The following is a 22,984-nucleotide window of genomic DNA, read 5'->3' on the forward strand; positions in this document are numbered from 1 at the left end:
CCCTCCGCACCACCCCCCTTATGAGTTTAATTGTGCATTAGCTCTACTAACTCCACACCGATATCCGCTGCCAACATGGCATATACCGGTTCCAAGGCTTGCTTTAAAGCTTGCCGTTCGTCGGCAGTTAGATAATGAATCTCGATTTGCCCCTCCTTTTCTAAAGCTGCTAATTGTTCGGCATTAACTTCCTTGGCCTTTTCTCTTTCCCAAATTGTTACTTCCGCCAAAGTCTCTTCTAAAATTACCCGGATATCCTGGGGTAATCCCTCCCAAAATTGCTTATTGACTATGACGGCATACCCTAAATAACCATGATTGCTTATGGTTAAATACTTTTGCACTTGATCAAAGCGTTGGGTGAAAATATTGGAAATAGTATTTTCTTCTCCATCAACACCCCCGGCCTTTAAGGCCGCATGAACATCACTAAAAGGCAGGGGCTGCGCAGCGGCATCCAGAACTTCGAACTGATACCGCAGGGTCTTGGAAAAGGGCATCACCCGAAAATGTAAGTCTTGATAATCTTCCGGACTTACCAAGGGATGGGAGTTATTGGTCATCTGCTTGAACCCGTTATGCCAAAGTGCCAATCCTAACATGCCTTGACTCTCGAGTTTGGCAAATAACATTTTGCCAATAGGTCCTTTCAGAAAGTAAGGAATATTTTCGAGGTCATTAAAGGCATAAGGTAAATCAAAAAGCTGCCACTCAGGAATCATCTCCGACAGTTTAGAGGTCGCCGGGGCAATCATCTCCACGGCACCATCCCTTAACGCATCAAACTCCTCCCCATCTTTGTAGAGTTCAGAGTTAGGGTAGACTTGAACCTCCACATACCCCCCTGTTCTTTCCCTTACCATTGAGGCGAATCGCTTTGCCGCCAATCCCTTGGGTGAATTCTCAGCTACTACATGAGAAAACTTAATTACTATCCGTTCGCCCTTAGCCACTTGCTGCTGATCAACCACACTTTTTTGACAACCCGTAACCCCTATGAGCAAGCAGCCTAAGATGACCGCCCATACTTTACTCCTCATTAACCTCCCTCACCCATGCGACTATGTATTAATGTTCCGTCTATTCCATCTATTCTGATTATTCCGACTTTTTAGATAACTATATGCCCTTGGCCGTTTCTTGACAATAATTTGACCATATTGGTAATAAAGTTCATTTTGGTCATAGAAGATGATATTTATTAATAGGTCGTCCTACGGTACCGTACTGGGATTCTTGGTATACTTTACCGACCTTTTCCAAATACTCCAGATAGCGCCGAGCGGTCACCCTCGCCAAGCCAATGCCTTCCGCCACCTCTTCCGCAGAGTAACCCCTACCTCTTTTGGCCAAGAAACGCAACACTTGTTGCAGGGTTATCTCCCGCAACCCTTTGGGTAATTCCCCTTTCCCCATTTCCCGGATCTCAATTTCTGCAAATCCGCTCTTTATTGCAGTTTTCTCCAAGTTTAGACTCATATACATCAACTGATCCAAAGCCGCTTGATCGAAGGGGCCCTCACTTTTAAAGCGTTCCACATAAACCTTGTACTTTTCCAAGGCTGCCTTGAGACGGGCAAATTTGAAAGGCTTAACAATATAGTCAATAATCCCATAACGCAGCATCTTCTGGACAGTTCCTACATCTTGAGCGGCGGTAATCATCAGAATATCTGTGGCAATTCCTTGATCCCGAATTTCCTTGACGATTTGAACCCCGCTAATATCCGGTAGGTAAATATCGACAATCGTCAGTTGAGGACGAAGTAAGGGTAGCTGATCCAGTGCCTTCTGTCCGGTGGTCGCTTCCCCCACAAATTTAAAACCACCAACTTGTTGAATGAAGCCTTTATTGACTTCCATTACCATTGGGTCATCTTCCACTAGGAATAAATCGATCTCGCCCATATACTGCCTCCCGGTCTTTTTATTCCCCTCAAACCCTTTTCTACTTCCATCATACGTTTATTTCTAAAAAACATTTCGCTAACCAACGTTTTTTAAGGAAACTTTGACCAAGAATCGAGTTCCCCAATTTCCCGATTCAACGCTTATTTTTCCCCCCATACTATCCACGGCTTGTTTGACTAAGTAAAGCCCTAAGCCGCGATTGTGGCCATTTTTATCCTTAGTGGAAAAGCCCCATTCAAATATATGCCGCCGCATATTTTCAGAAATCCCTTGACCGGTATCCTCAATACTCATTAACAGTTGCCTCTTTTCCTGAGCAATAAGGCAATGGATCTCCCTTAGGCTCTGACCGTTGACAGCTTCTAAAGCATTTTCCAAGAGATTGCCTAAAATAATGACGATATTATTCGTTTCTATGCCTCGAGGCAATATCGGCAAAGTGCATTCCGGATCAAAAAACAAATCCACCTTAAGCTCTTTGGCGCGCATATATTTGCCCAGGAGTAATCCGGCAATACTGGCATTACGAATATTACGGCTCAAAAAGCGGGTGACTTCCTACTGCTCTTCCGCAACCTCAAAAATATAGTCGATGGCCTCTTGATGCTTACCCAATTGAATAAGTCCGGCTATCGTATGTAATTTATTGAGAGATTCATGGTTTTGAACTCTTAGAGCCTCCACAAAGGTCTGAACTCCGGTTAATTCGGCGGCAATTTTATGAACTTCTGTTTTATCACGAAATATACTAACCGCCCCTACAACATCTTCTTTCACCTTAATGGGGAGAAAATCCGCTAAAACTAAAGTTTTATTTAACACCAACTCACGATTAGCATGAACTGTTCCGGTCCGCAAACACTCCACTAATCCATCGTGGATACCCAGATAATTCGTTAGGTCTTGTTCTTGTTCCGGAACCTGGCAATCTGCCGGATCGGGTTTTTCCGATAAAATCCCGGCTATTCGGCGGGCCTCGTTGTTCCAGATGGTAATACCGCCCCCTCTGTCAATGGCAATGACTCCATCACCCATGGCCTGGAAAATGGCTACTCGTTCCTCCAAAATTCGGGCTATTTCTTGGGGTTCCATCCTAAACATATTTTTTTTAATATGACGAGCTAAGTAAAAGGACCCCACAAAACCAAAAACTATTCCTACAAAGAGAGAGGAATAAAGCTGAAAGCGAATGCCTTGCAAAATTTCACTTATGGTCGGAACGAGAATACCAACCACTACTACTCCCACTTGCCGGGTTCCTTCGTCGGTCATCACCGGGACAAATGCCCGAATCGAAGGCCCCAGTACCCCCACCGCCTGGGAAAGATATTCCTGCTTGCGTAAGGAGGGACCCTCATCTCCATCAGCAAACACGGTGCCAATTCGATCATGCAATGGGTGAGAATAGCGAATCCGGTTCATATCAAAAATAACAATATACTCAACTTCAGTGGCCTGACGAATCCGCTCAGCAATAGGTTCAATCACCACTGCACCCTCTGCTTGGCCTAAATTCTCCTGGATGTCTTTGTTCTCGGCTACAGTTCGGGCAATTGCCATAGCCCGCTGACCAATCTCTTCCTCCACAACATTGGTGGTACGCTCCACAATCATTACCCCGGCAACCAATACCGACAGCAGGACTAGGCCAAAAGAAAGCAAGGTAATCTTCGTGCGCAGTTTAAACTGGATCATCCATATTCTCACTCCGTAAACTATTTCTCAATTATTCCACCCGTTATTATAAAAGAGTTAAATATAGGGCATTACTCTTTTATGATAATATTTTTAAGAGCTAATAACAATACTATGTTCAGAATATTCAGTCCATTGGAGGCGGCAACTTTTCTAACAGCGACTAACGCGAATTAAATCATAGACCGTTAAAAATAATTTTATATGTTCACAACTTGTTCAAAGAAAATTCAGCTATTCTTTAACTTTTTAACAAGCTTTATTCAAAAAAACGTTTTATACTGAATTTAGAACAAAGGTGCTTCCGCACTAGATTTTATTACTTTGGAGGTTCTCGCTATGAATGAAAAGAAACGTTTCCTTCCATTAGTTGCTTTATGTTTATTCAGTGCTATCTTGGGAGGAATCTCATCTGTGTCCATACTCCAATATGTATATCCGGAAACTCTCAAAGCCATAGAAGTCCAATCAGCCCCTAATTCGGTCTCCCCTTCTGTGGACCTTCTGTCAAACTCCAACACTAATGAAGACAATTCACCCGTTGTGCAAGTCGCCAAAAATGTCGGACCGGCCGTGGTTGGAATCTCGAATTATCAAAGTGCTTCCAACATTCATAATTTCGGCTATGGATTTGAATTTGGAACCGGCAACAAGAACCAAAGTTCGCAGCTGATCGAAGCCGGATCAGGCTCGGGGTTCATCATTGACGCTCAAAAAGGTTATATCGCTACGAATAACCATGTTATTGAGAATGCGCAAAAAATCATGGTCAGCTTAAATGACGGGCGTAATCTTGAGGCCAAGCTTATCGGCACAGATACTCGGACAGATTTAGCTGTACTGCAGATCACCGATACAAGCAATCTTACCCAAGTAAAATTTGGTGATTCCTCAAAGATTGAAGTTGGTGAAGCTGTTATTGCGATCGGTAATCCCGGCGGTAACGAATTTGCCCGTTCTGTCACAACCGGTGTAATCTCGGCAACTAATCGAACGCTGGAAATGTCCGGCGAAGCTACACTTTACAATATGCTGCAAACCGATGCCGCCATCAACCCCGGCAACAGCGGGGGACCCTTGGTTAATCATAATGGCGAAGTAATCGGCATCAATTCCGCTAAATACGCAAAGGCCGGTTTTGAAGGCATGGGCTTCGCTATCCCCATTTCCGAAGCTAATTCCATAATTAAACAGCTTATCGAAACAGGAGCTGCCAAACATCCAGCCCTCTTGGTCTCTGTCAGCGACCAATACCTTGCCTATGCCCAAGCCAATAATTTACCCCTTGGTGCTTACATTGCTTCTGTTGATCCCGCTGGGGCGGCCGGCAAGGCAGGAATAACCGAAGGTGATGTCATCACCCATTTAGACGGAGTCAAGGTCGAAAACTCGACCCAACTGATTGGGGAAATATATAAACATAATGTGGGGGACCAAGTTACGGTCACCTTTGTCCGCGGAGGACAATCCAAAGAGGTTAAAGTCACTCTAGGCGAACTACCAACACAGGCTCCCCGCCGCTAATTACAATCCACTTCGAAATCAGATGAAAAAAGAGGATCTCAAAAGGTCATAAACCTTGAGATCCTCTTACTATACATAATTTTATACCAATCATTTGAGGCAGAATAATTCTTACAAAGCTTTTTTAACTACTGTGACGGCAAGATTAACCAAACTCTCGCGCGATTTCCTTGAGTCGGCTGAGATCATCCCTACCACAAAACTAATCATTGTGCACTTTAAGAGATTTTCTGCTAAAATCTGTTTAGGTTGAAACTTTGCCATTGACTCTCGAAACTGTTGCTTTGCCTCTGCAACGCTTAAGCTATTTTTTTCTTTGCCCAAAGTACCAACCCCCCTCCCAGGATTAATGCCAGCGCGGCAACAGCAAATGCAGCGAGGAAGGATGGCATATGCAGACTCAAGCCAAGGAAAACACCGTGGATAAACATGACAAAGGCAGTGATTGCCAATACTAAGGCGACAACGAGTAATCCTATCGCAATTAGTATTTTAAATAGTTTACTCCGAAATTCAGTAAATTGAGCTTCAAGTAAATCAAGGAATTTTATAACAACATCTGCTATAGTTTCCATAACTACTTCCTCTTAAGGAGTTTTACAACGAGGAAACCCAAGCCAAAGGCAATTAGAAGGGTTGCGATGGGATGCTCCTTAGCTGTACTTACCCCTTTTTCGACAACTTTCTTTCCTTCTTCGCAAGCCTTTTTTGCAACATCTTCACCGGCCTCGATTGGTTTCTGGGCAACTTCCTTGACTACTTCGTATCCTAAGTCAACTGCCATTAGAAGCGCTGCCTTGACATCGGATAAATCAATAGAATTTCCTTGTGTACTTGTGGTTTCGTTTGAATGCATCTTTTTCTACCTCCTCTATTTTGCTTACCTTTGGCATTGGTTTGAGTTCATCGGCAGGGTTGTCCAACAGGCTGTCAGACCGCTTATCCAGCCAATTCATTCAAAGTCACGCCTTTTGCGAATTGTACTATTACTATTCTAGCAAAATTTAATCAAATTTTCTACTAAATCGCAAAAATCTGTTAAAGAAAACTTGGCATTTTTAATTACTTTGCCCCGGCGATTTTAGCGATTGCTTCAATACAGCTGTCTACCTCTTGAATGTTATTAAAATAACTCATACTAAACCGTACCGTCCCCTGCTTAAAGGTACCTAAAGAGCGATGGGCATCAGGGGCACAGTGCAGACCCGGTCTTGTGGCGATTCCATAAAGCTTATCGAGAAAATAGGCAACCTCTGACGGCTCTTTCCCCTCAATATTAATAGAGACAACAGGTAATCTTGCTACGGTACTATCCGGACCGTAAATAATTACGCCGGGAATTCCGGCAAGCCCTCTCATTAACCGCTGGGTTAATTCCTTTTCCTTTTGGCGAATCCGATCTATACCTTCCTTACGAATAAATTCAATTCCCGCTCCTAAGCCGGCAATTCCCGGTGTGTTTAGGGTGCCGCTCTCGTAACGCTCAGGGCTCTCGTCCGGTGGGAAGGGGTCCTCAGAGTTGGCACCTGTCCCTCCTTCCTTAAGGGTATCTAATTGCAAATCTTCTCTTATATACAAGCCTCCCGTTCCCTGTGGACCTAGCAATCCTTTATGTCCGGCAAAAACCAAAAGGTCAATGCCCATAGCCTGAACATCGATAGGGATCGAACCGGCAGTCTGGGCAGAATCCACCATAAAAAGGATTCCCTTTTCCCTAGTGATCCTGCCGATATCGCTAATTGGTTGTATCAATCCAACTACATTGGACCCATGACTAAGTACGACAAGTTTGGTATTCCTTTTCAGAGCGGCCTCGACTTGACTGGGAAGCAGCCCTTCCTTTGCAGATGTAGCCAGCTTGGTTACTTCTACTCCCTGACTGCGCAGCTTTTCCAAAGGACGTGTTACTGCGTTGTGTTCAAGCGAACTGGTAATAACATGATCGCCTGGCTTTAATAAACCTTTCAGGCCTAAGTTAAGAGCCTCCGTAGCATTAGACGTAAATACCACTCGGAGCGGATCAGGAATGTTGAAAAAATCCGCAATTTGCCCCCGAGTTTCTAAGACAATCTGCCCGGCCAGCAAAGCTAGGTGATGACCTGAGCGACTGGGGTTGGCACCTTTATTTCTCATGCATTGATCTACTGCCTCGTAGACAGATTCCGGCTTAGGCCAAGTTGTTGCCGCATTATCAAAATAAATCATCTTCAAACCACCTTTGGTAAACGACTTGACTTCATATATAATAATATCAGTTTTATAATCAGAATGGCACAGTTAGGATTATAAATTACCTCTACATAATTAAATTATTCTTGATTTAGTACTATCCATCAATTGTGTGGTATAGTAATGTTTGGAGATTGAAGTCGGATTCAGTAAGGAGGCCCAGCATGGATTGGTTATTACTTGCTCTGACCCTAGTTATCCTTTTCTATCTCGGGGTCTTTCGACCACAGGGACTAATTCTATTGCTATTAGGTGCAGTTGCACTGGATATTTCGAAGATCTGGTACCCGGAAGTCCCCTTCCTCGGTAGTATCTTGGGAATGATCACTCTGGCTCGACTGACTACATATACCATTATTCTCGCCGCCTTTGCCCGGGTAATTTTGCAGATAGAATATCGCAAACGCCTGTGGGAGATCTTTAGTCAGCCGGTGACTTGGGCCATTTTGCTTTATTTCATTATTGCTGTGGGAAGTTTTAAGCATAGTTACGATCAGTCTAAAACCATTGTTGAAGGACTCAGATTGTTAATCTATATCGCCTTATATTTCTCGGTAGTTTTACTGGCACGTTTTCAGTTTAACCTCTTGTTCCCCTTTCATCTGGTTCATTTAGTTGGCTTGGGTCTAGCTCCTATTACCTTTTACGAAAAGCTTACCGGAAAGCTAATTTGGATGGATGTCAACGCCCTCGGCGATTACTTTCGGGTCAACGCCACCTTTGTTGATCCCAATATCTTTGCTCGCTACCTAGTGCTGGCCATAGCCGCCAATCTCATTCTTCAATATCTGGCCAATACTACTCTTACCCGCCGGCTTTACTTAATTAGCTTGTTCATTTTACTGGGACAGCTCGTCATTACTATGTCCCGGGGGGGGCTCATCACCTTAGCGGTGGTTATGGTTTTTCTCCTGGTCATGCTGCGCAGCAAAAGAATTGTGCTCCCGATCGGTATCACCGGCGGCATCGGCCTTGGGGCAATTCTCCTCAATTCCGCCATGCTGGAACGTTTTCTCAACATTCAACAAGATTTTACCGCTGTAGGCTCGCAAAGACTCTACCTAATTAAAGTAGGATTACGCATGTTTCAGGACAACCCCCTTTGGGGAGTAGGTCTGGGAGCTTTTCAGACCCGGTTTCTGAGCAATTATATTGATTATAAAACTGTCGGAGACGGAGTGAGTCTATCTCATACTTCGGTAATTACGGTGATGGCTGAGCTAGGGTGGCTGGGCATCAGCAGTTTTTGCCTATTTTTGCTCAGCTTACTCCATGCTCTCTATCGTTTAAGCAAGACTGTCCGCTATACCTTTGTCCTAGGGATTGGCTACTTCAGTTGGATTTTAACCATTTTTATCAGTGCCCAGTTGGAGGCCCGCTTCTTTGAAGACCCTGCCCTTTGGGTAAGTGTGGCCTTGCTGGTGGCATTGGTAATAAATAATAAAGAAGAACATTTTATCACTCCTCATAGTTTCTATTCTTCTAAAACAATTCGTTAATTCGCCATAGAAAATTCGGGCGTGGCTACCAGGCCACTTTACCATAACAAGGTTAAAACATTTCATTAAAAGACAAAATATCAACAGAGACTGACTGAGAACGGGGGATGCCTTTTGGCAGCTGCTATAGAACCACTTGTATCCATTGTTATTCCGATGCGCAATGAGAAAGAATATATTGATCGCTGTATTCAGACCTTTGTCAAACAAAATTATCCCCTTGATAAGATGGAAATTATGATTGTTGACGGTCAATCCACCGATGGTTCCCGGGAGATTGTCGAGGAGCTTAGCAAGATTTATCCGGTTAAGCTCTTAGCTAACCCCACGGGATTTACCCCTACCGGTATGAATATTGGTCTCAAGGCTGCTCAGGGGGAAATCGCCGTAGTCTTCAGTGCCCATGCAACCGCCCATCCTGACTTTATTGAAAACAGTGTACGTGCTCTGCAGGATACCAAAGCGGCTGTGGTAGGGGGCAGACTTATCAATCGCTCGACTGGAGAGTTTGCTAAGCTGGCCGGTAAAGTGCTGGGACATCCCTTTGGGGTGGGAAATTCCAAGTTCCGTTACTCTGATAAACCTGATTATGTAGATACTGTCGCCTACGGAGCTTATCAGATGGATGTTTTAAAAGAGACAGGCTTATTCGATGAGCGGTTGATTCGCAATCAAGATATCGAATTGAATTATCGTATCCGTAAATTCGGCCATTCACTTTATTTTGACCCGGCCATCGAGTCTTACTACGCTCCTCGTGAAAGCTTTTCCAGATTTGTTAAGCAAGGCTATGGCAATGGTTATTGGAATATCATCACTGCTAAACTATGTGCCCAGTCCCTCTCCTGGCGTCATTTTGTGCCCTTAGTCTTTGTGTTGGGAATACTTTTTTCCATCCTTTTGTCAATCTTTTTCTCCCCTTGGTTCTTCGCTTTAGTGGCCGGTCCTTACCTGCTGCTAGATTTTCTTGTAAGTGCCAAGCTGGCGGAAAGTGTGTCGGAGTTTTTCAAGCTTTTTGCTCTCTTTCCCAGTTTACATATATCCTATGGTCTAGGGTCCCTGATTTCCTTAGTTAAACAAACCTTTAACGGAGTTGACAGCCAATGAGCTTTAGCATCAGCCTAGCCCTTACGGTACTTTTGATACCTTTAGTTATCCGCTACCGCATTATTGATAAACCCAATTACCGGAGCATTCATACCCGTGAAACTCCTAAAGCCGGAGGGATCGCGATCTTAGCGGGATTGCTGGGAGGACTATTCTTTACCGGTCAAGGTGCTCCTTTGCTGGTGCCTACACTCTTAATGATTGGGGCAACCGCTTTGGGACTGCTTGATGACCTAAAGAATCTAAGTCCCAAGGGTAAGATGCTCGGGCAATTAGCACTGGCTATTTTGACAGCGGTTAGTGGGTATAAGTTTGTACTCTTTGGCAATGTACTTGATATGTTAGTCACTATCATCTGGATAATTGGGCTTATGAATGCCTTTAACCTGATTGATGGAATGGATGGCCTCGCCGGGGGAGTAGCCGCAATCTCCACCCTGGTTTTCTTCAGTTTCGGAATTCCCAAATTAAACGTTATCGTTCTTCCTCTGCTCGGGTCTTTGATTGGTTTTCTGATTTATAATTTCCGGCCTGCCAAGATTTTTATGGGGGATACGGGAAGTATGCTGCTGGGGTATCTCTTGGCAATAATGGGGATAATTGCCCAGCAAAATTCTGCTTCCCCTTGGGTTGGGGGAACAGTGACCTTGCTCATCCTGGCCTACCCTTTATTTGATACGGCTTTAAGCATCATCCGCCGCAAAGTCAATCACAAACCGATTTTTGCTCCCGACCGCAGTCATAGCTATAATTTACTTGTGGACCAAGTCGGACTAGGCTATCTGTCCACTGTGTTAACAGTTTACGGGATTACGGCCTTATTTGGCTTCCTGGGATTTTTTAATTATACCCGCCAATCTCTTCCGCTGGCAGTTGTATCTTTGATCACTGTATTAGGGGCGATGGTGATCTTGGTGGTCAGCTTTAACCTCTTAGCTGAAAGCAAATATGAAAAACGTTCCCTTAAGAAGGCCGTAAATAAAAGACAATAACCGTAAGTTGTTAACAACTATTTACTTAGATATTATTTTAGGAGGAAAGGTCAATGGACACTGAACGACGAATTCATCTCTCTGCTCCACACATGAGCGGCCATGAGCAAGAATATATCGAGGAAGCATTCACTTCGAACTGGATTGCCCCTTTAGGCCCCAATGTCGATGCCTTTGAACAGCAAGTCGCCGACTATGTCGGCACTAGAGGGGCTCTCGCCTTAAGTTCGGGGACCGCTGCCATTCATTTAGCCCTAAAATTACTGGGAATAAAACGAGGGGACCTGGTCATCTGTTCTTCTTTAACTTTTTCCGCCAGTGCTAATCCCATCGTCTATGAAGGCGGAGAGCCCGTCTTTATTGATTCTGACCGGGAAAGCTGGAATATGTCTCCCCAGGCTTTAGCAAGAGCCTTAGAAGTGCTTAAAAAGGAAGGTAAAGTTCCCAAAGCTGCAGTGGTCGTTGATCTCTATGGACAAAGCGCCAATATGGAGCCTCTGCTTGAACTTTTTGCTCAATACGATATTCCGGTAATCGAAGATGCTGCCGAGGCCCTGGGGGCAACTTATGAGGGCAAACCTTGCGGCACCTTTGGTCGGTTCGGAACCTTTTCCTTTAATGGCAATAAAATCATCACCACTTCAGGGGGGGGAATGTTAGTTTCCGATAACCTTGAAGCCTTAAATAAAGCTCGTTTCTGGGCTACCCAAGCCAGGGACAAAGCCAGGCATTATCAACACAGCGAGATTGGTTACAACTACCGCTTAAGCAATGTTTTAGCCGGGATTGGCCGTGGTCAGATGAAAGTCATCGAAGATCGGGTTAATACCAAGCGCGCTATCTTTGACCGTTACTTTGAAGCCTTAAAGGTTGTAGATGGCTTCGACTTCATGCCCGAAGCACCTTATGGACGTTGTAACCGTTGGCTTACTACCCTAACTGTTGATCCGGAAAAAACCGGCATTACGGTCAATGATTTGCTTGACTCTTTGGCAGAACATAATATCGAAGGCCGCCCCGTCTGGAAACCACTGCATCTTCAGCCGGTCTTTAAGGACTGTCGGTATTTCCCTCACCAAGAAGGGACCAGCATCTCCGATGAACTCTTTGCTAAGGGCATCTGCCTGCCATCTGGGACCAATATGACAGAGGCTGAACAAGAGAGAGTTATTGGGATTATTAAAAATGTCTTGAAAAAGGCATAGCAATATCTCGAAAAGGGATGAATCTTGACCAAAATCCCCTTCTCCATGAATTTCCAACACCGTTGGGTGGCATGAAAGACTGAATCTACCAAACAGCCAGCAAGGTCCTAGGGCCTGCTGGCTGTTTAGTATTTAAAATTCCAAAGTAGTTGCTGGATACAATCTATAAATGACTGAAAAAATTACAGCCGAGTCTCTACGAAATCTCTTGCCACAATAGAGTCTTGGGTAACTAGACAATCCAAGGCGAGAATCTTTACACCAAGCTTTTGAGCCTCAGCTAGTGCTTCACCAAAGGCTTGATGGGTCTTTACATTAGGGGTAAAATATTTGACATCTTTCATTTGGATTATGAAAACCAGATAGGCTTCATATCCTTCAGTGCCGGCCAGGACCAGCTCCTGGATATGCTTGACTCCCCGCTCTGTCGGAGCATCGGGAAAAAGGGCAACTCCCTCTTCCTCCAGGGTTACCCCCTTCACCTCAACAAGTATTTTCCTTTGGCCCGCTTCAAGGTAAAAATCAAATCGGGAGTTTTGATATTTATACTCCGGCTTAATAAGCTTAAGGTCTTGGAAATAACCCTTTTCAAGGACCCATTGCTGGAAGACCTTATTGGGTACTTGACTATCCATATTGATCAAACGCTTTCCCTTGCGGACTCCGATCAAATCGTATTTTGTTTTCCGATGTTCATAATCCGCTTCCTGGAGGAAGACCGTCGCCCCGGGAATCAGTAATTCTTTACAGCGACCGGTATTTTTAACGTGGGAAACCTCTTCTTTCCCGTTAATTTCCACCAGGGCTATGAATCGGTTGGGGCGGGAAAGAAATCTCCCTTCCCTGATGTTTTGGTAGTGCATACTTCACCTGCAGCTCAATAAATTTTTTTCCAACTTTACGATATATAATTCAGAAAATAGTGCAAAGTTTTCTGAAAATCAGTTATAATGTCCCTAGTAAAATTGTATAAGGGGGGAATCTTCGTGGCAGATTTAGGCTCGGCAATTCGTTTCATGCGCAAGAATCAAAAACTTAGTTTAAAAGATGTTGCCGAAAAAACAGCACTGACTATCAGTCACTTAAGTCAGATTGAACGAAACTTGGCCAGTCCCTCCCTAGTTACTTTAGAGAAGATTGCTCAAGCTTTGGGGTATCCTATCTCTTCCTTCTTTGTAAATCCTCAATTTACCTCCACCTATGTACCGGAGCATGCTCAGAAAGTGATTAAAATCAATTCCGGAACTACAATCCGCTTTCTCATTAATAATTCCGGGCAAAGGAAACTGGGCGCATATATTGCTGAAATTACAGACCTGGTCGGGGAAGAGCTTATATTTCGTGCCGGGGCAAAGTTAGTCTATGTATTGGCAGGGGAAATGACCTTCCACGTTGCCCAAAAGGAGTTCTTTCTTGCCGAAGGAGATTCCTTATTCTTTAATAGTAGTGTTCCCCATTGGATTGGCAGCAAATCAAAAGAAACTCTAAAACTATTTGTAGCTACATCTCCGGCAGTAATTTTCTAATTTGAGCAACTTGAATAAGAAGGGTGATATTTATTGATTGAAGTTGGTAAATTCATTCGTGCAATCCGTAAAAGGCGCAACCTAACAACTACCCAATTGGCTGACCAACTGGATTTAAGCAACGGATACATCAGCCTAATCGAGAGGAATATTGTCAGCCCCTCCTTAGCTACTCTAAAAAGAATAGCCCAAGTGCTGCATGTGCCTTTTGAGTCCTTCTTTTTAGACGCGGATAAAGAGGTAATTTATAGTTTTGTTAAAAAGGACGACCAATTATTTCTTACCGCCGAGGACAGGAAGTGGCGTTTACTAATTGACAATAGTAAAACTGACCTGATGGGAGCATATATTGTTGCTACAACCCATTTGGATAAAAATGTCTACTCCCATAAAGGAGTGGAATTGATCCATATCCTCGAAGGAGAAAGTGCCATTTGTGTAGGTAAAGAAGACTATACCCTGAAGGCCGGAGATTCCCATTATTTTGATGCTTCTATCTTACACTGGGACAATAACAAACCCGGTACTCCCCGGAAGCTTATTGTCGTAGTTACCCCTCCGGAAGAATTTCATTTTTAAAGGCTCCAAAAGCGACTGCTTTTAGAGCCTTTTATCTATATAATTATCCGTTCCGTATGGGTATAGACATTCATACTGTTTTCCCGAGCAAATCCTATGACCGTTATCCCTAGTTCATTGGCAAGTTTAAGTGCTAAATCAGTTGGTGCAGAGACTCCGATCAGAATCGGACATCCCATCTTGGCTGTCTTGATAAGGATTTCTGAAGAAATGCGTCCACTAAAAACAACTACCTTTTGTGAAAGGTCAATTCCCTCCAGGAAAGCATGACCATACAATTTATCCAAGACATTATGCCGCCCAATATCTACAACTTGGTAATCCAGCTTTCCCTTTGAAGCCAAGGCCCCCCCATGAACTCCCCCTGTAAGATGAAAAAGCACAGAGGCGTCTTCAAGGAGGTTGCTGTATTGAGTAACTTCCTGTGCAGAAATCTGCAGTTGGCTTTCAACTTTTTGCGCTAATCTGGCATCGTTAGCAAAGTAAAAGGAACTTTTTCCTTTGCCGCAGCAAGAAGTAAGGTAACGTTTGAGAAAGAGATCTTCACTTATGGTTCTTCCTTCTGTAGTCTCTACCCAAATTAGCCCTTCTTTTTTATCTAAGGTGAGCTTTTTTAATTGATCGGGATGGCTGATTATCCCTTCCGAACATAGAAAGCCCGCTACTAATTCCTTCTCCTGACTTGGCGTACAGATCATTGTTGCAAATTCTTTACCATTGATATAGACAGTGAGGGCTTTCTCTACCACAACCTGCTCTTGGGTAATACATTGATCTGCTCCCTTAATTTTAACAACCCGGGTCTGGATTGAATTTGCTAATTCCATTTTTATCCCCCCTTGTTCTGCATCATCTGCTAAAGATCTGGTGGAAATTAGCTGTGGTAGGACTTAATACTATTTAATCATACAATCAATTCATAATAAAGATCATTATTTTCCCGTATCCGTTGAGCTTTTCCTTCGTAAACCAGATGCTCCAAATGGGCCATTGCTTCGCCTGAGGCAAACCACTTTTGGGCCGCCGGAAAGTCGTTCCAGTTCTTATATTTTAAGTCCCAATGCATTTGCGCCGCTGTTCCACTAACTGTTTTTCTGCCGCCTCGCAGAATTTCCGTGATTTCCGACAGACGCTCCTCATGGTGGGCAATCAGTTCCTTAATCCGTTGCCGATGATCTTTAATAATGCTGCGATGAGCCGGAAATACCAAATCTATTTCAAACCGGCTGATTTTTAGCAGACTGTCGATGAAATTCCCAAGACTATCGATCTTGAAATGCCAAAAGGTAATGTTGGGAGTTATTTCATTCAGAATATGGTCGCCGCCGATAAACAGTTTATGATTAGGCTCATATAAGCCGATGTGACCAGGGCTATGTCCTGGAATATCGATTACCTCAAATTTATAAGGACCTACTTCTAAGCAGTCCCCTTCTTCTAAAGGAGAATATACAAAAGGCCCATCGGCTTCCGCGCCAAATTCTTCATTAACTACAGAAAGGAATTGTTTATCTAAATTAAGGGCCCGCGTAAGTTCACTCAGAATAAAATCCGGGGAAGACCTAAAGTTGTTTAAAAGTTTTCCATCCTTCTTGCCAATATAAACTTCACAGCCCAAATCCCTTAAATAATCAGCCAATCCCGTATGGTCCACATGCATATGAGTTAAGATTAAATCAGTCTTTTTCAGATCTATTTGCAGCTTCTCCACTCCGGCCATAAAGGCATCTTTACATATTTCCAAGTTAAACCCGGTATCGATAATCAGATTGCGATCCTTAGAAACTATAATATAGCTATTTAAGATCTTGAGCGGATTTTTGGGCAGCGGAACCTCATTTAAATAAATATGGGGGTAAATCTCTCGAATCATTGCTTCACCTCAAAAACAACATTATTCTGATAATTCTAGCACAAAAACGTCTAAATTCAAAGGGAATGCACCTAAGATTGTCTAGCTTCAACTTAACACTTATAATAATAGTAATTGCTTATCGTGAAAAGGAGATATCTCAATGCGTCAATTAAGTCTTAGTAAATTACAGCCGGGTGATATCCTTGGCCGCACTATCTATGCCAACGATGGGCGGGTATTATTGGGGCGAGGGATAAAACTAACCGCTTCTTACATAGAACGCCTTAAAAAACTTGGAATCAGTATCGTTTATATAGATGATGAGGAAAGCAAGGATATCGAAATAGAAGATGTAATTACCGAAGAACACCGTCGTGAGGCGATGAATTCTTTAGACAACGCTGTTCAGGCGGTAAAAGTCGGTAAAGACTTTGATGGTTTTACCGTCAAGAAAACCATCAACAATATCATCCAGGATATCCTTTTTCAAAAGGATATCTTTATTGGCTTGGCGGATATGAGGACCTATGATAATCAAATCTTTGCTCATTCGGTTAACGTCTCCGTTCTTTCTATTGTCATAGGTAAGGCCTTAAATCTTGATCGAGAAAATCTAGAAGGATTGGCCATTGGCGCATTATTTCACGATATTGGAACTGTGAAGCTGCCTAAAGAACTTTTGAATAAGCGAGAACCCTTTACGCCGGAAGAGGCTGAGCTCTATAAAACTCATACCAACTACGGCTTCGATCTTCTGAGAACCAAACGGGAGTTAAATCTACTTAGTGCCCATATTGCCTTTCAACATCATGAGCGTTTAAACGGTAGCGGCTATCCCCGCAATCTTGAGGGTGATTCCGTGCATCAATGGGCTCAGATTGTGGGCATCGCCGATTTCTACGATAACTTAGTCAATGACGGACCTGGCCATACCCGAATCGCCCCTTACGAAGCCTGCGAAATCCTGATGGGCAGTGCTGAAAAATTCTTCCCTAAGGATCTCATTATTACTTTTCTAAAACATATCGCCGCATACCCCACAGGCTGCACGGTCAAGCTCAGCACAGGGGAAATCGGTATCGTGGTAGATCAAAACAAAAGCCTGCCTATGCGCCCGATAGTCAGAGTATTATTGGCTGACAAAACTCTTTCCGATGTACAAGCTAAGGAGTATAACCTTGTTGAGGAGCGCACCTTATTTATCGAATCTTTGCTTGAGTAGCCTGCCATTTTTCTGTGCAGCACCATCTGATGACTAAAAAGAGGTCTGGGTCGTGTAGCTTATCGCACATCCGTTAAGCTACGCTTTCAAGTCCTTTTCTGAGTAGAATTAAGGGAAGCATATCATTTGATTTGCTTCCCTTTTTATTTTACTAGCTTTTTTCTTTGAGCTTCATTCTTTTCTAGGCTGATGGCGTAGAATTTGTCCCTTGATTGATCTTACTACTTTTTCATACCAGGCAAGAAGGTATACAGTCTAAGTGCAAAAGCAACGACAAATAACACTACACCAAAGGGTAGTAGCCCCAAGGCCATTTCAATCCCGGAGGGAAAATAGGGCCATGAGCTGGCAAAAGATGACAGACCTTCTTGATACTCCCCGATGGCTACCGGATAAGCCCAATTCTCAATTCCCGTCCCATTGATATTAAAACTTAAAGGAATTGCATTAAAAGAAGGGAACATCAGCATGAGGCGGTGTGCGAAAACCCCGACAAAGAGCAGAATACTGCCTAAAATTAAAGCGGTACGGGAACCTTTGCCCTTTTGGGTAAAGAAGTAAATCATGGTAAAGGCGGGAAGAAGCAGCTCCGTGCCGTAGAGCAAGCCATATTTACCAAAGAGAAGGGCAAAAAGCTCATGACCTTCAGCCCCTCCCCACCAGCCATGAATAAGGAGATCCACAGCGACGAAGAAGTAGTGAACAACTAAGGCTCCGGCTACAATAAGAGCAAGAGTTTTAAAAGCATCATGATATTCGGAAAACCTTTCTTTTCCCACGTATAAAAGGGAAATCACAAGCACCAGGGCTGTCCCGGAGGCTACCGCTACGGCTACGAAGTCCGGCGGCAGAACTGCCGTATTCCACCAAGTCCTAGAGGCTTGGGTGGCAAAGATCAAGGCAGTTACCGTATGGATGAGGACAGCAAAAGGCAAACCGATTATCGCTACGCGCTTGGACCACTTTTTCGAGAAAAGATAAATCTCCTCTTGGGAATATTTCTTGGTCCAGCCATTCAAAAAGCCTCGCCCTTCCTTCTTCCAATCCGGCAAAAGCTGAACATAGACACTTGAGAAAGTGACCAGCAAATAGGCACTGATAACGATTACGTCCCATACCAGTGGGGAAGTTAAGTTGGGATGGAGAAACATATTATAGATCCGGTCCACCCGACCAATATCCGGTAAAATCATGGCACCCGCTCCCAGACTGCAGGCAAAGGCCGATAAGGAGGCAATCTTGGTTAGGGGCTTCAATTTTTCAAGATTAAAGAGATAGACGGAAGAAGAGACTATCAACCCCCCGGCAGCAATTCCGACAAAAAAGGCGAAGGTAGCGATATATAGTCCCCAGCTAAAAGAATTCCGCATGTTGGTGACAATAAGGCCTGCCTTTATTTGATACCCCCAGGCACTGAGGCTAATCAATAATAGTATCGCCGCCAGCACCAGCACTTTATTCAGGGGGTTACCGGCCACACGGGTAGTTTGGGTTGTTACCACATTATTTTGAGCCAAGTTTTTCTCACCCTTTCATAAATATTATGTTTCTATCAGACTTTCGGATTGGGATAGCACAATTACCGATTTGGTTTACTTGCCGGCAGATAATAGACTTTAGGCTTTGTCCCCAGCTCCTCTTTGAGCCGGAAGCCTTGGCGGTCACGAATTAAGCGGCTTACCTCGGAATCGGGGTCATCTAAATCCCCAAAAATCCGTGCTTTGGAAGGACAGGCTCGAACACAGGCCGGTTCTTCTCCTTGCGAGGTATATTGGAAACAGAAGGTGCATTTTTCTACTACTCCCACCGGGCGATTGGGGGTATAAACAAGACGTCCGTCTTTGTCCCTTGCCTCTGCGGGGTAACCGTATTCATAACCCTCTTTATACCCGGCCCGTTCTTTGACATTTTTAGGGTCCTCCCAATTAAACTGCCGAACATTATAGGGGCAGGCGGCTATACAATACCGACAGCCGATGCATCGTTCAAAATCTACCAGGACTACTCCCCGTTCATCGGTGTAAGTGGCTCCTACCGGACATACCTTTTCACAAGGCGCATTGTCACACATTTGACAGGATACCGGCAAGAAATTCATCTGTAGATTACCCTCTTCGCCAACGGCGCTTTGATGATAGGGACTTCCGGGAGTGAAAACCCGGTTCCACCAGGTGCCCGGTGGCTGAGCATTATGGGATTTGCAGGCTACGGCACAGGTACGACAACCGATGCATTTATCTAAATCAATGACCATTCCCAATCTCATTACTTATCACCCACCTTTTTAACATCACAGAGGCATTCATTCCAAGCAGTATTAGGGGCCCACATTCCCGGCACAAAGTAGACCTCGTGAGTAGGCTTAATAAAGGGATAGGTTAAGCTGTTATAGGAGGTCTCTTTAAGGTAACGGCTCCACCAACCCTGTTCAAACATGGCAACCTTTCTACCTACCCCGGGATCCACTACAACGTAAGCCAGGAGTTTTCCCCGGTCATTATAGACTTCGACTTCGTCTCCGTGTTGGATGCCTTTTTCCGCAGCATCCGTTGGATTCAGCCAAACGCTGGCTTTGCCTTCTTGAAGCTCATTCATCCAGATGTTATTGGAATGAGTAGAGTGAACCCGATAAATGGCATTACGGGTAACAAAGTTGAAGGTGTATTTTTCGCGGGCTGCCGGATTCAGGGCGTATTCACTTTCCTCAAAAGGAGGCTTATGAACCGGCAACTGTTCCCCCGCTTCCAGGAAGGCATCCTCATCTTTGTAGAATTCGATCCGCCCGCTCTTTACGAATTGAGCCGTTTGTTCCAGCTTAGCCGGGAGGCTTTGGGGCGGGAAGGGACGTTTACCATGGACTTGCTCATAAAAGGGAATCTGCCGATTACCCGGCACCTCCGACTTTAAGCGGACAGGTCCTTGCTTTAGCTGTTCCAAGGTGATTCCTTCACAATTAGGTCCTCCGGTTTTCAGCATCAGCTTAATAGCCTCTTCCGCAGCCTGATCCGGTTCCAATCCAGGGAAAAAATACTTTTCAAACTCAGGATTCAAGCGTTTAGCCAATTCTCGGAAGATCCAAAGCTCCGGTTTTCCCTCGTAAACCGGTGGGATAGCAGGTTGTTGCAACTGCAGATAAGGATGAACCGGTGATGCTGTGAGATCCGTCTTTTCATACCAGGTTACACCCGGGAGGACCACATGGCTGTACTGACAGCTGGTGGTCATTTGGAAATCTATGTTGGCCACAAACTCTAATTCCCCGGATTGAACCCGGTCCCGGAGGATATTGGCCATATTGTGCTGATCAAAGGGATTGCCCCAACCGAAGATTAGAGCCTTAATTCCCTGTTGGGGATACTTTGCTTTAATATTTTTCGTGGGGCCATTTAACACATATAAGAAAGGCAGCCAATTTTGCTTGCGTCCCTCCGGAACCCACCATTCCCCCACTTTAATACGAATGCGGTATTGTCCGGCATAGGTTGAGATCCCCGCCCCCGGTTGTCCGATGTTCCCCGTTAATACATTAATCAGGGCAAGGGCACGCCCCTTGAGATCGCCATGATACCACTGATAATTGCTGGCGCCATAGACAATATGGAGCGGCTTTGCAGTCGCCATCTCCCGGTCAATGCGGACAAGGGTTTCAGTCTTCATTCCGGATTCCTTCTCAACTACCTCGGGGGTATATAGATTTAAGCCCTCCTTGAGAAGCTGGAAAACGGGTTTGGCCTTGACTCTCTCGCCATTTCTAAGAGGAACCTCTACCTCCCCTTCAAGGATAAGATCCTGCGGCAGGTCCAGCTTTTCGGGGTGAACCGCTAAGAAATTCCCGTTATAGACGACAAAGGCTTCCCGATAGGCCGGGGTATCCTCCGGTTTACTTAGCCCTTCTACTTCATCTGCTTTTAGGCGTTTACCATTGTCTGAGCGTACCAGTAGGGGTAGATCTGTAAAGGTCCTAATAAAAGTTTCATCATAAAGGCCCTCATCCAAAATGACTTTACAAATCCCTAAAGCTACGGCGGCATCACTACTGCCATTGATGGGTATATACTCATCGGCCTTGGCCGCCGTCGGACTATAGCTGGGGTCGAAAACGACGACTTTGGCCCCTTTATTTCTTGCCTCAACTAGAAAATGGGCATCCGGCAAACGGGTAGCTAAAATATTGGAACCAAATACCGCCATGTAACGAGCATTTAGCCATTCACTGGGCTCAAGTTCCTCTGACTGCACGCCGAAGGTCATGGGCCAGAACATGGGCAAATCGCCATTTTGGTCGTAGGCATGATGAATATTCCAGCCTGCCAGAGTGGCCAGGCGGGACATGGCTCCTTTATGAACATAGCTGGTCCCGCCCACTTGAAAGGCAACCCCAATCGATTCCGGACCGTATTTGGCGGCTATGTCTTTAAGCCTTTGGGCAGTATAATCAAGGGCTTCTTCCCAAGTAGCCTTTTGCAATTCATCTACACCGGGCTTACCTTTTTGAATCAGCGGAGTCTTTAAGCGATCAGGTCCATAAACCAAGTTCATCATCGACAGACCTTTTAAACACCCCCGTGGATTATACTCCTGATCCGGATAGTCTGCGGCTTGCACAATAGCCTTGAGCTCATTATTCTCGACAATGGCATTCATCCCGCAGGCCCCGGTACAGTTGGGAGAGCAGGTGGTGCGAATCGTCTTAAGATTGGGAGCCGCCCCTCTCTTCCCAGGAACCACTTCATCGGCGACAGCCTTGTTAGCGAACCCCACGGCACCCATAGTGCCAACTAAAACACCGGTGGCCGCTGTCCCTTTCAGAAATTGGCGTCGCGAGAGCCTAACCTTGTCTTTTCCCACTTCTTATCACTCCAGTCCAATTTTTGGTTATTTGCTTAATTTAGATTTGTAGGGAATATTAAATAGCAAGTTCCATGCCAACACGGCAGTAATTTCGCAAATATTCTTAAATCGCTTGACATCAAGGATTCAGGGCACCCCCTGCAGTCCTGGTTAAAAAAGTCTCGCCAATTCTCGAAAATCGACCCTCTAAAAAATAAGAAACCCTCTAGAAATCTAGAGGGTTTGCATGAGAGAATATCTTCTTTTTCATAAGTTAATGCTTAAAAAAACGCTCATAAGTACTATAAGCATCTTCTCTATTATTTTCCGTCTTACCTGCAAGTCTAAAGAGCGAGCCTCCAGACCCGCAGGACATAACCACCGCAGCCACATTGATCAATAAATTGATACTTTACCCGACCGCCAAATTGTTGATCGAGAATTTCTGCTAAATAATCAAGTGGATTGCCAAAAGTCGCAGGCGTCACAACGTTCACGTAATACCCAGCGCCGGTATCGGCAACCGCTTCAAGGGCATCTTTAATGACAAGCTTGATGTCCTTTTCATAATCATCATGTTCCAGGCCAACAGAATGATCCTTATTTATCATGGCTATTCTCCTTAATCCTTCACCTGTTTAAATATAAGGATACCATGCAGCAAGAAAAAAAACTGTGCTTTAAATCAATATTAAAAACTGCAAAAAGCTTGGACGCTTTTTTTCATATTATTGATCCCGCTAATGAGAGCTCTGACCGATGAGGTAAATATATCCGTATGGATTCCGCATCCCCAGTAGATTGTTCCAT

Annotated in this window: 23 protein-coding genes; 8 read left to right on the forward strand and 15 right to left on the reverse strand. The window is 44.5% G+C overall.

The annotated features are described in order from the left end of the window. Nucleotides 1-26: 26 nt before the first annotated feature. The 4 genes from AC1U9U_RS08955 to AC1U9U_RS08970 all read right to left on the reverse strand — a co-directional run bounded on the left by AC1U9U_RS08955 (nucleotide 27) and on the right by AC1U9U_RS08970 (nucleotide 3,606). Nucleotides 27-1,040, reverse strand: a complete 1,014-nt coding sequence (locus AC1U9U_RS08955) for a TRAP transporter substrate-binding protein (protein WP_479960216.1) — start codon at nucleotides 1,038-1,040, stop codon at nucleotides 27-29. A 142-nt stretch (nucleotides 1,041-1,182) separates the two neighbouring features. Beyond that, nucleotides 1,183-1,908, reverse strand: coding sequence for a response regulator (locus AC1U9U_RS08960; protein ID WP_479960217.1), 726 nt, complete (start codon nucleotides 1,906-1,908; stop codon nucleotides 1,183-1,185). 78 nt (nucleotides 1,909-1,986) lie between these two features. Then, nucleotides 1,987-2,454 (reverse strand): sensor histidine kinase, encoded by a 468-nt coding sequence (locus tag AC1U9U_RS08965; protein WP_479960218.1) that lies wholly within the window; start codon nucleotides 2,452-2,454, stop codon nucleotides 1,987-1,989. A gap of 15 nt (nucleotides 2,455-2,469) precedes the next feature. Further along, a complete protein-coding gene (locus tag AC1U9U_RS08970) occupies nucleotides 2,470-3,606 on the reverse strand; it encodes a Spo0B domain-containing protein (protein ID WP_479960219.1) in 1,137 nt (378 codons plus the stop codon). Between the two features lie 339 nt (nucleotides 3,607-3,945). Here AC1U9U_RS08970 and AC1U9U_RS08975 point away from each other — a divergent pair, with 339 nt between their 5' ends. After that, nucleotides 3,946-5,130: a S1C family serine protease gene (locus AC1U9U_RS08975; protein ID WP_479960220.1), complete on the forward strand. Its 1,185-nt coding sequence runs from the start codon at nucleotides 3,946-3,948 to the stop codon at nucleotides 5,128-5,130. A 111-nt stretch (nucleotides 5,131-5,241) separates the two neighbouring features. Here the strand turns inward: AC1U9U_RS08975 and AC1U9U_RS08980 are convergent, their stop codons facing one another. From AC1U9U_RS08980 to AC1U9U_RS08995, 4 genes are all read right to left on the reverse strand, one after another. Beyond that, nucleotides 5,242-5,454 (reverse strand): hypothetical protein, encoded by a 213-nt coding sequence (locus tag AC1U9U_RS08980; protein ID WP_479960221.1) that lies wholly within the window; start codon nucleotides 5,452-5,454, stop codon nucleotides 5,242-5,244. Beyond that, entirely contained in the window at nucleotides 5,430-5,705 is a 276-nt protein-coding gene (locus AC1U9U_RS08985) for a phage holin family protein (RefSeq protein ID WP_479960222.1), read from the reverse strand. The genes AC1U9U_RS08980 and AC1U9U_RS08985 overlap by 25 nt, the downstream gene beginning before the upstream one ends. Nucleotides 5,706-5,707: 2 nt before the next feature. Continuing rightward, nucleotides 5,708-5,986 (reverse strand): hypothetical protein, encoded by a 279-nt coding sequence (locus tag AC1U9U_RS08990; protein ID WP_479960223.1) that lies wholly within the window; start codon nucleotides 5,984-5,986, stop codon nucleotides 5,708-5,710. Nucleotides 5,987-6,192: 206 nt separating this feature from the next. After that, nucleotides 6,193-7,335, reverse strand: a complete 1,143-nt coding sequence (locus AC1U9U_RS08995) for an aminotransferase class V-fold PLP-dependent enzyme (RefSeq protein WP_479960224.1) — start codon at nucleotides 7,333-7,335, stop codon at nucleotides 6,193-6,195. A gap of 188 nt (nucleotides 7,336-7,523) precedes the next feature. On the opposite strand from AC1U9U_RS08995, the gene AC1U9U_RS09000 reads away from it, so the two are divergent. The 4 genes from AC1U9U_RS09000 (at nucleotide 7,524) to AC1U9U_RS09015 (ending at nucleotide 12,162) form a co-directional block, all read left to right on the forward strand. Continuing rightward, nucleotides 7,524-8,858 (forward strand): O-antigen ligase family protein, encoded by a 1,335-nt coding sequence (locus tag AC1U9U_RS09000; RefSeq protein ID WP_479960225.1) that lies wholly within the window; start codon nucleotides 7,524-7,526, stop codon nucleotides 8,856-8,858. A gap of 114 nt (nucleotides 8,859-8,972) precedes the next feature. Then, a complete protein-coding gene (locus AC1U9U_RS09005; protein WP_479960226.1) occupies nucleotides 8,973-9,965 on the forward strand; it encodes a glycosyltransferase family 2 protein in 993 nt (330 codons plus the stop codon). Next, nucleotides 9,962-10,957, forward strand: a complete 996-nt coding sequence (locus AC1U9U_RS09010; RefSeq protein ID WP_479960227.1) for a glycosyltransferase family 4 protein — start codon at nucleotides 9,962-9,964, stop codon at nucleotides 10,955-10,957. Before AC1U9U_RS09005 ends, AC1U9U_RS09010 begins: the two co-directional genes overlap by 4 nt. A 53-nt stretch (nucleotides 10,958-11,010) precedes the next feature. After that, nucleotides 11,011-12,162 (forward strand): DegT/DnrJ/EryC1/StrS family aminotransferase, encoded by a 1,152-nt coding sequence (locus tag AC1U9U_RS09015; RefSeq protein ID WP_479960228.1) that lies wholly within the window; start codon nucleotides 11,011-11,013, stop codon nucleotides 12,160-12,162. Between the two features lie 182 nt (nucleotides 12,163-12,344). Here AC1U9U_RS09015 and sfsA read toward each other — a convergent pair whose 3' ends face one another. After that, entirely contained in the window at nucleotides 12,345-13,025 is a 681-nt protein-coding gene (gene sfsA / locus AC1U9U_RS09020) for a DNA/RNA nuclease SfsA (RefSeq protein WP_479960229.1), read from the reverse strand. A 123-nt stretch (nucleotides 13,026-13,148) separates the two neighbouring features. Here sfsA and AC1U9U_RS09025 point away from each other — a divergent pair, with 123 nt between their 5' ends. Together AC1U9U_RS09025 and AC1U9U_RS09030 are read left to right on the forward strand one after the other, a co-directional pair. Further along, nucleotides 13,149-13,688: a helix-turn-helix domain-containing protein gene (locus AC1U9U_RS09025; RefSeq protein ID WP_479960230.1), complete on the forward strand. Its 540-nt coding sequence runs from the start codon at nucleotides 13,149-13,151 to the stop codon at nucleotides 13,686-13,688. A gap of 33 nt (nucleotides 13,689-13,721) precedes the next feature. Next, on the forward strand, nucleotides 13,722-14,267 hold the full coding sequence (locus AC1U9U_RS09030; RefSeq protein WP_479960231.1) for a helix-turn-helix domain-containing protein: 546 nt from the start codon (nucleotides 13,722-13,724) through the stop codon (nucleotides 14,265-14,267). A gap of 35 nt (nucleotides 14,268-14,302) precedes the next feature. Here the strand turns inward: AC1U9U_RS09030 and fdhD are convergent, their stop codons facing one another. Together fdhD and AC1U9U_RS09040 are read right to left on the reverse strand one after the other, a co-directional pair. Next, nucleotides 14,303-15,094 (reverse strand): formate dehydrogenase accessory sulfurtransferase FdhD, encoded by a 792-nt coding sequence (gene fdhD / locus AC1U9U_RS09035; protein WP_479960232.1) that lies wholly within the window; start codon nucleotides 15,092-15,094, stop codon nucleotides 14,303-14,305. A 77-nt stretch (nucleotides 15,095-15,171) separates the two neighbouring features. Beyond that, nucleotides 15,172-16,140, reverse strand: coding sequence for an MBL fold metallo-hydrolase (locus tag AC1U9U_RS09040; protein WP_479960233.1), 969 nt, complete (start codon nucleotides 16,138-16,140; stop codon nucleotides 15,172-15,174). Nucleotides 16,141-16,282: 142 nt separating this feature from the next. On the opposite strand from AC1U9U_RS09040, the gene AC1U9U_RS09045 reads away from it, so the two are divergent. After that, a complete protein-coding gene (locus tag AC1U9U_RS09045; RefSeq protein ID WP_479960234.1) occupies nucleotides 16,283-17,344 on the forward strand; it encodes an HD-GYP domain-containing protein in 1,062 nt (353 codons plus the stop codon). Nucleotides 17,345-17,565: 221 nt separating this feature from the next. On the opposite strand, the gene nrfD is transcribed toward AC1U9U_RS09045, so the two are convergent. The 4 genes from nrfD to AC1U9U_RS09065 all read right to left on the reverse strand — a co-directional run bounded on the left by nrfD (nucleotide 17,566) and on the right by AC1U9U_RS09065 (nucleotide 22,785). Next, the gene (nrfD, locus tag AC1U9U_RS09050) at nucleotides 17,566-18,861 is read right to left on the reverse strand and encodes an NrfD/PsrC family molybdoenzyme membrane anchor subunit (protein ID WP_479960235.1); all 1,296 of its coding nucleotides are present in this window, start codon (nucleotides 18,859-18,861) and stop codon (nucleotides 17,566-17,568) included. Nucleotides 18,862-18,923: 62 nt separating this feature from the next. Next, complete coding sequence (locus tag AC1U9U_RS09055) at nucleotides 18,924-19,610, reverse strand: 4Fe-4S dicluster domain-containing protein (protein WP_479960236.1); 687 nt, start codon at nucleotides 19,608-19,610, stop codon at nucleotides 18,924-18,926. Beyond that, nucleotides 19,610-22,192, reverse strand: coding sequence for a molybdopterin-dependent oxidoreductase (locus AC1U9U_RS09060; protein ID WP_479960237.1), 2,583 nt, complete (start codon nucleotides 22,190-22,192; stop codon nucleotides 19,610-19,612). Before AC1U9U_RS09060 ends, AC1U9U_RS09055 begins: the two co-directional genes overlap by 1 nt. A 326-nt stretch (nucleotides 22,193-22,518) precedes the next feature. Further along, nucleotides 22,519-22,785, reverse strand: a complete 267-nt coding sequence (locus AC1U9U_RS09065) for a CGCGG family putative rSAM-modified RiPP protein (protein WP_479960238.1) — start codon at nucleotides 22,783-22,785, stop codon at nucleotides 22,519-22,521. Nucleotides 22,786-22,984 lie beyond the last annotated feature (199 nt).

This window comes from Desulfitobacterium sp. (genome assembly GCF_982384815.1).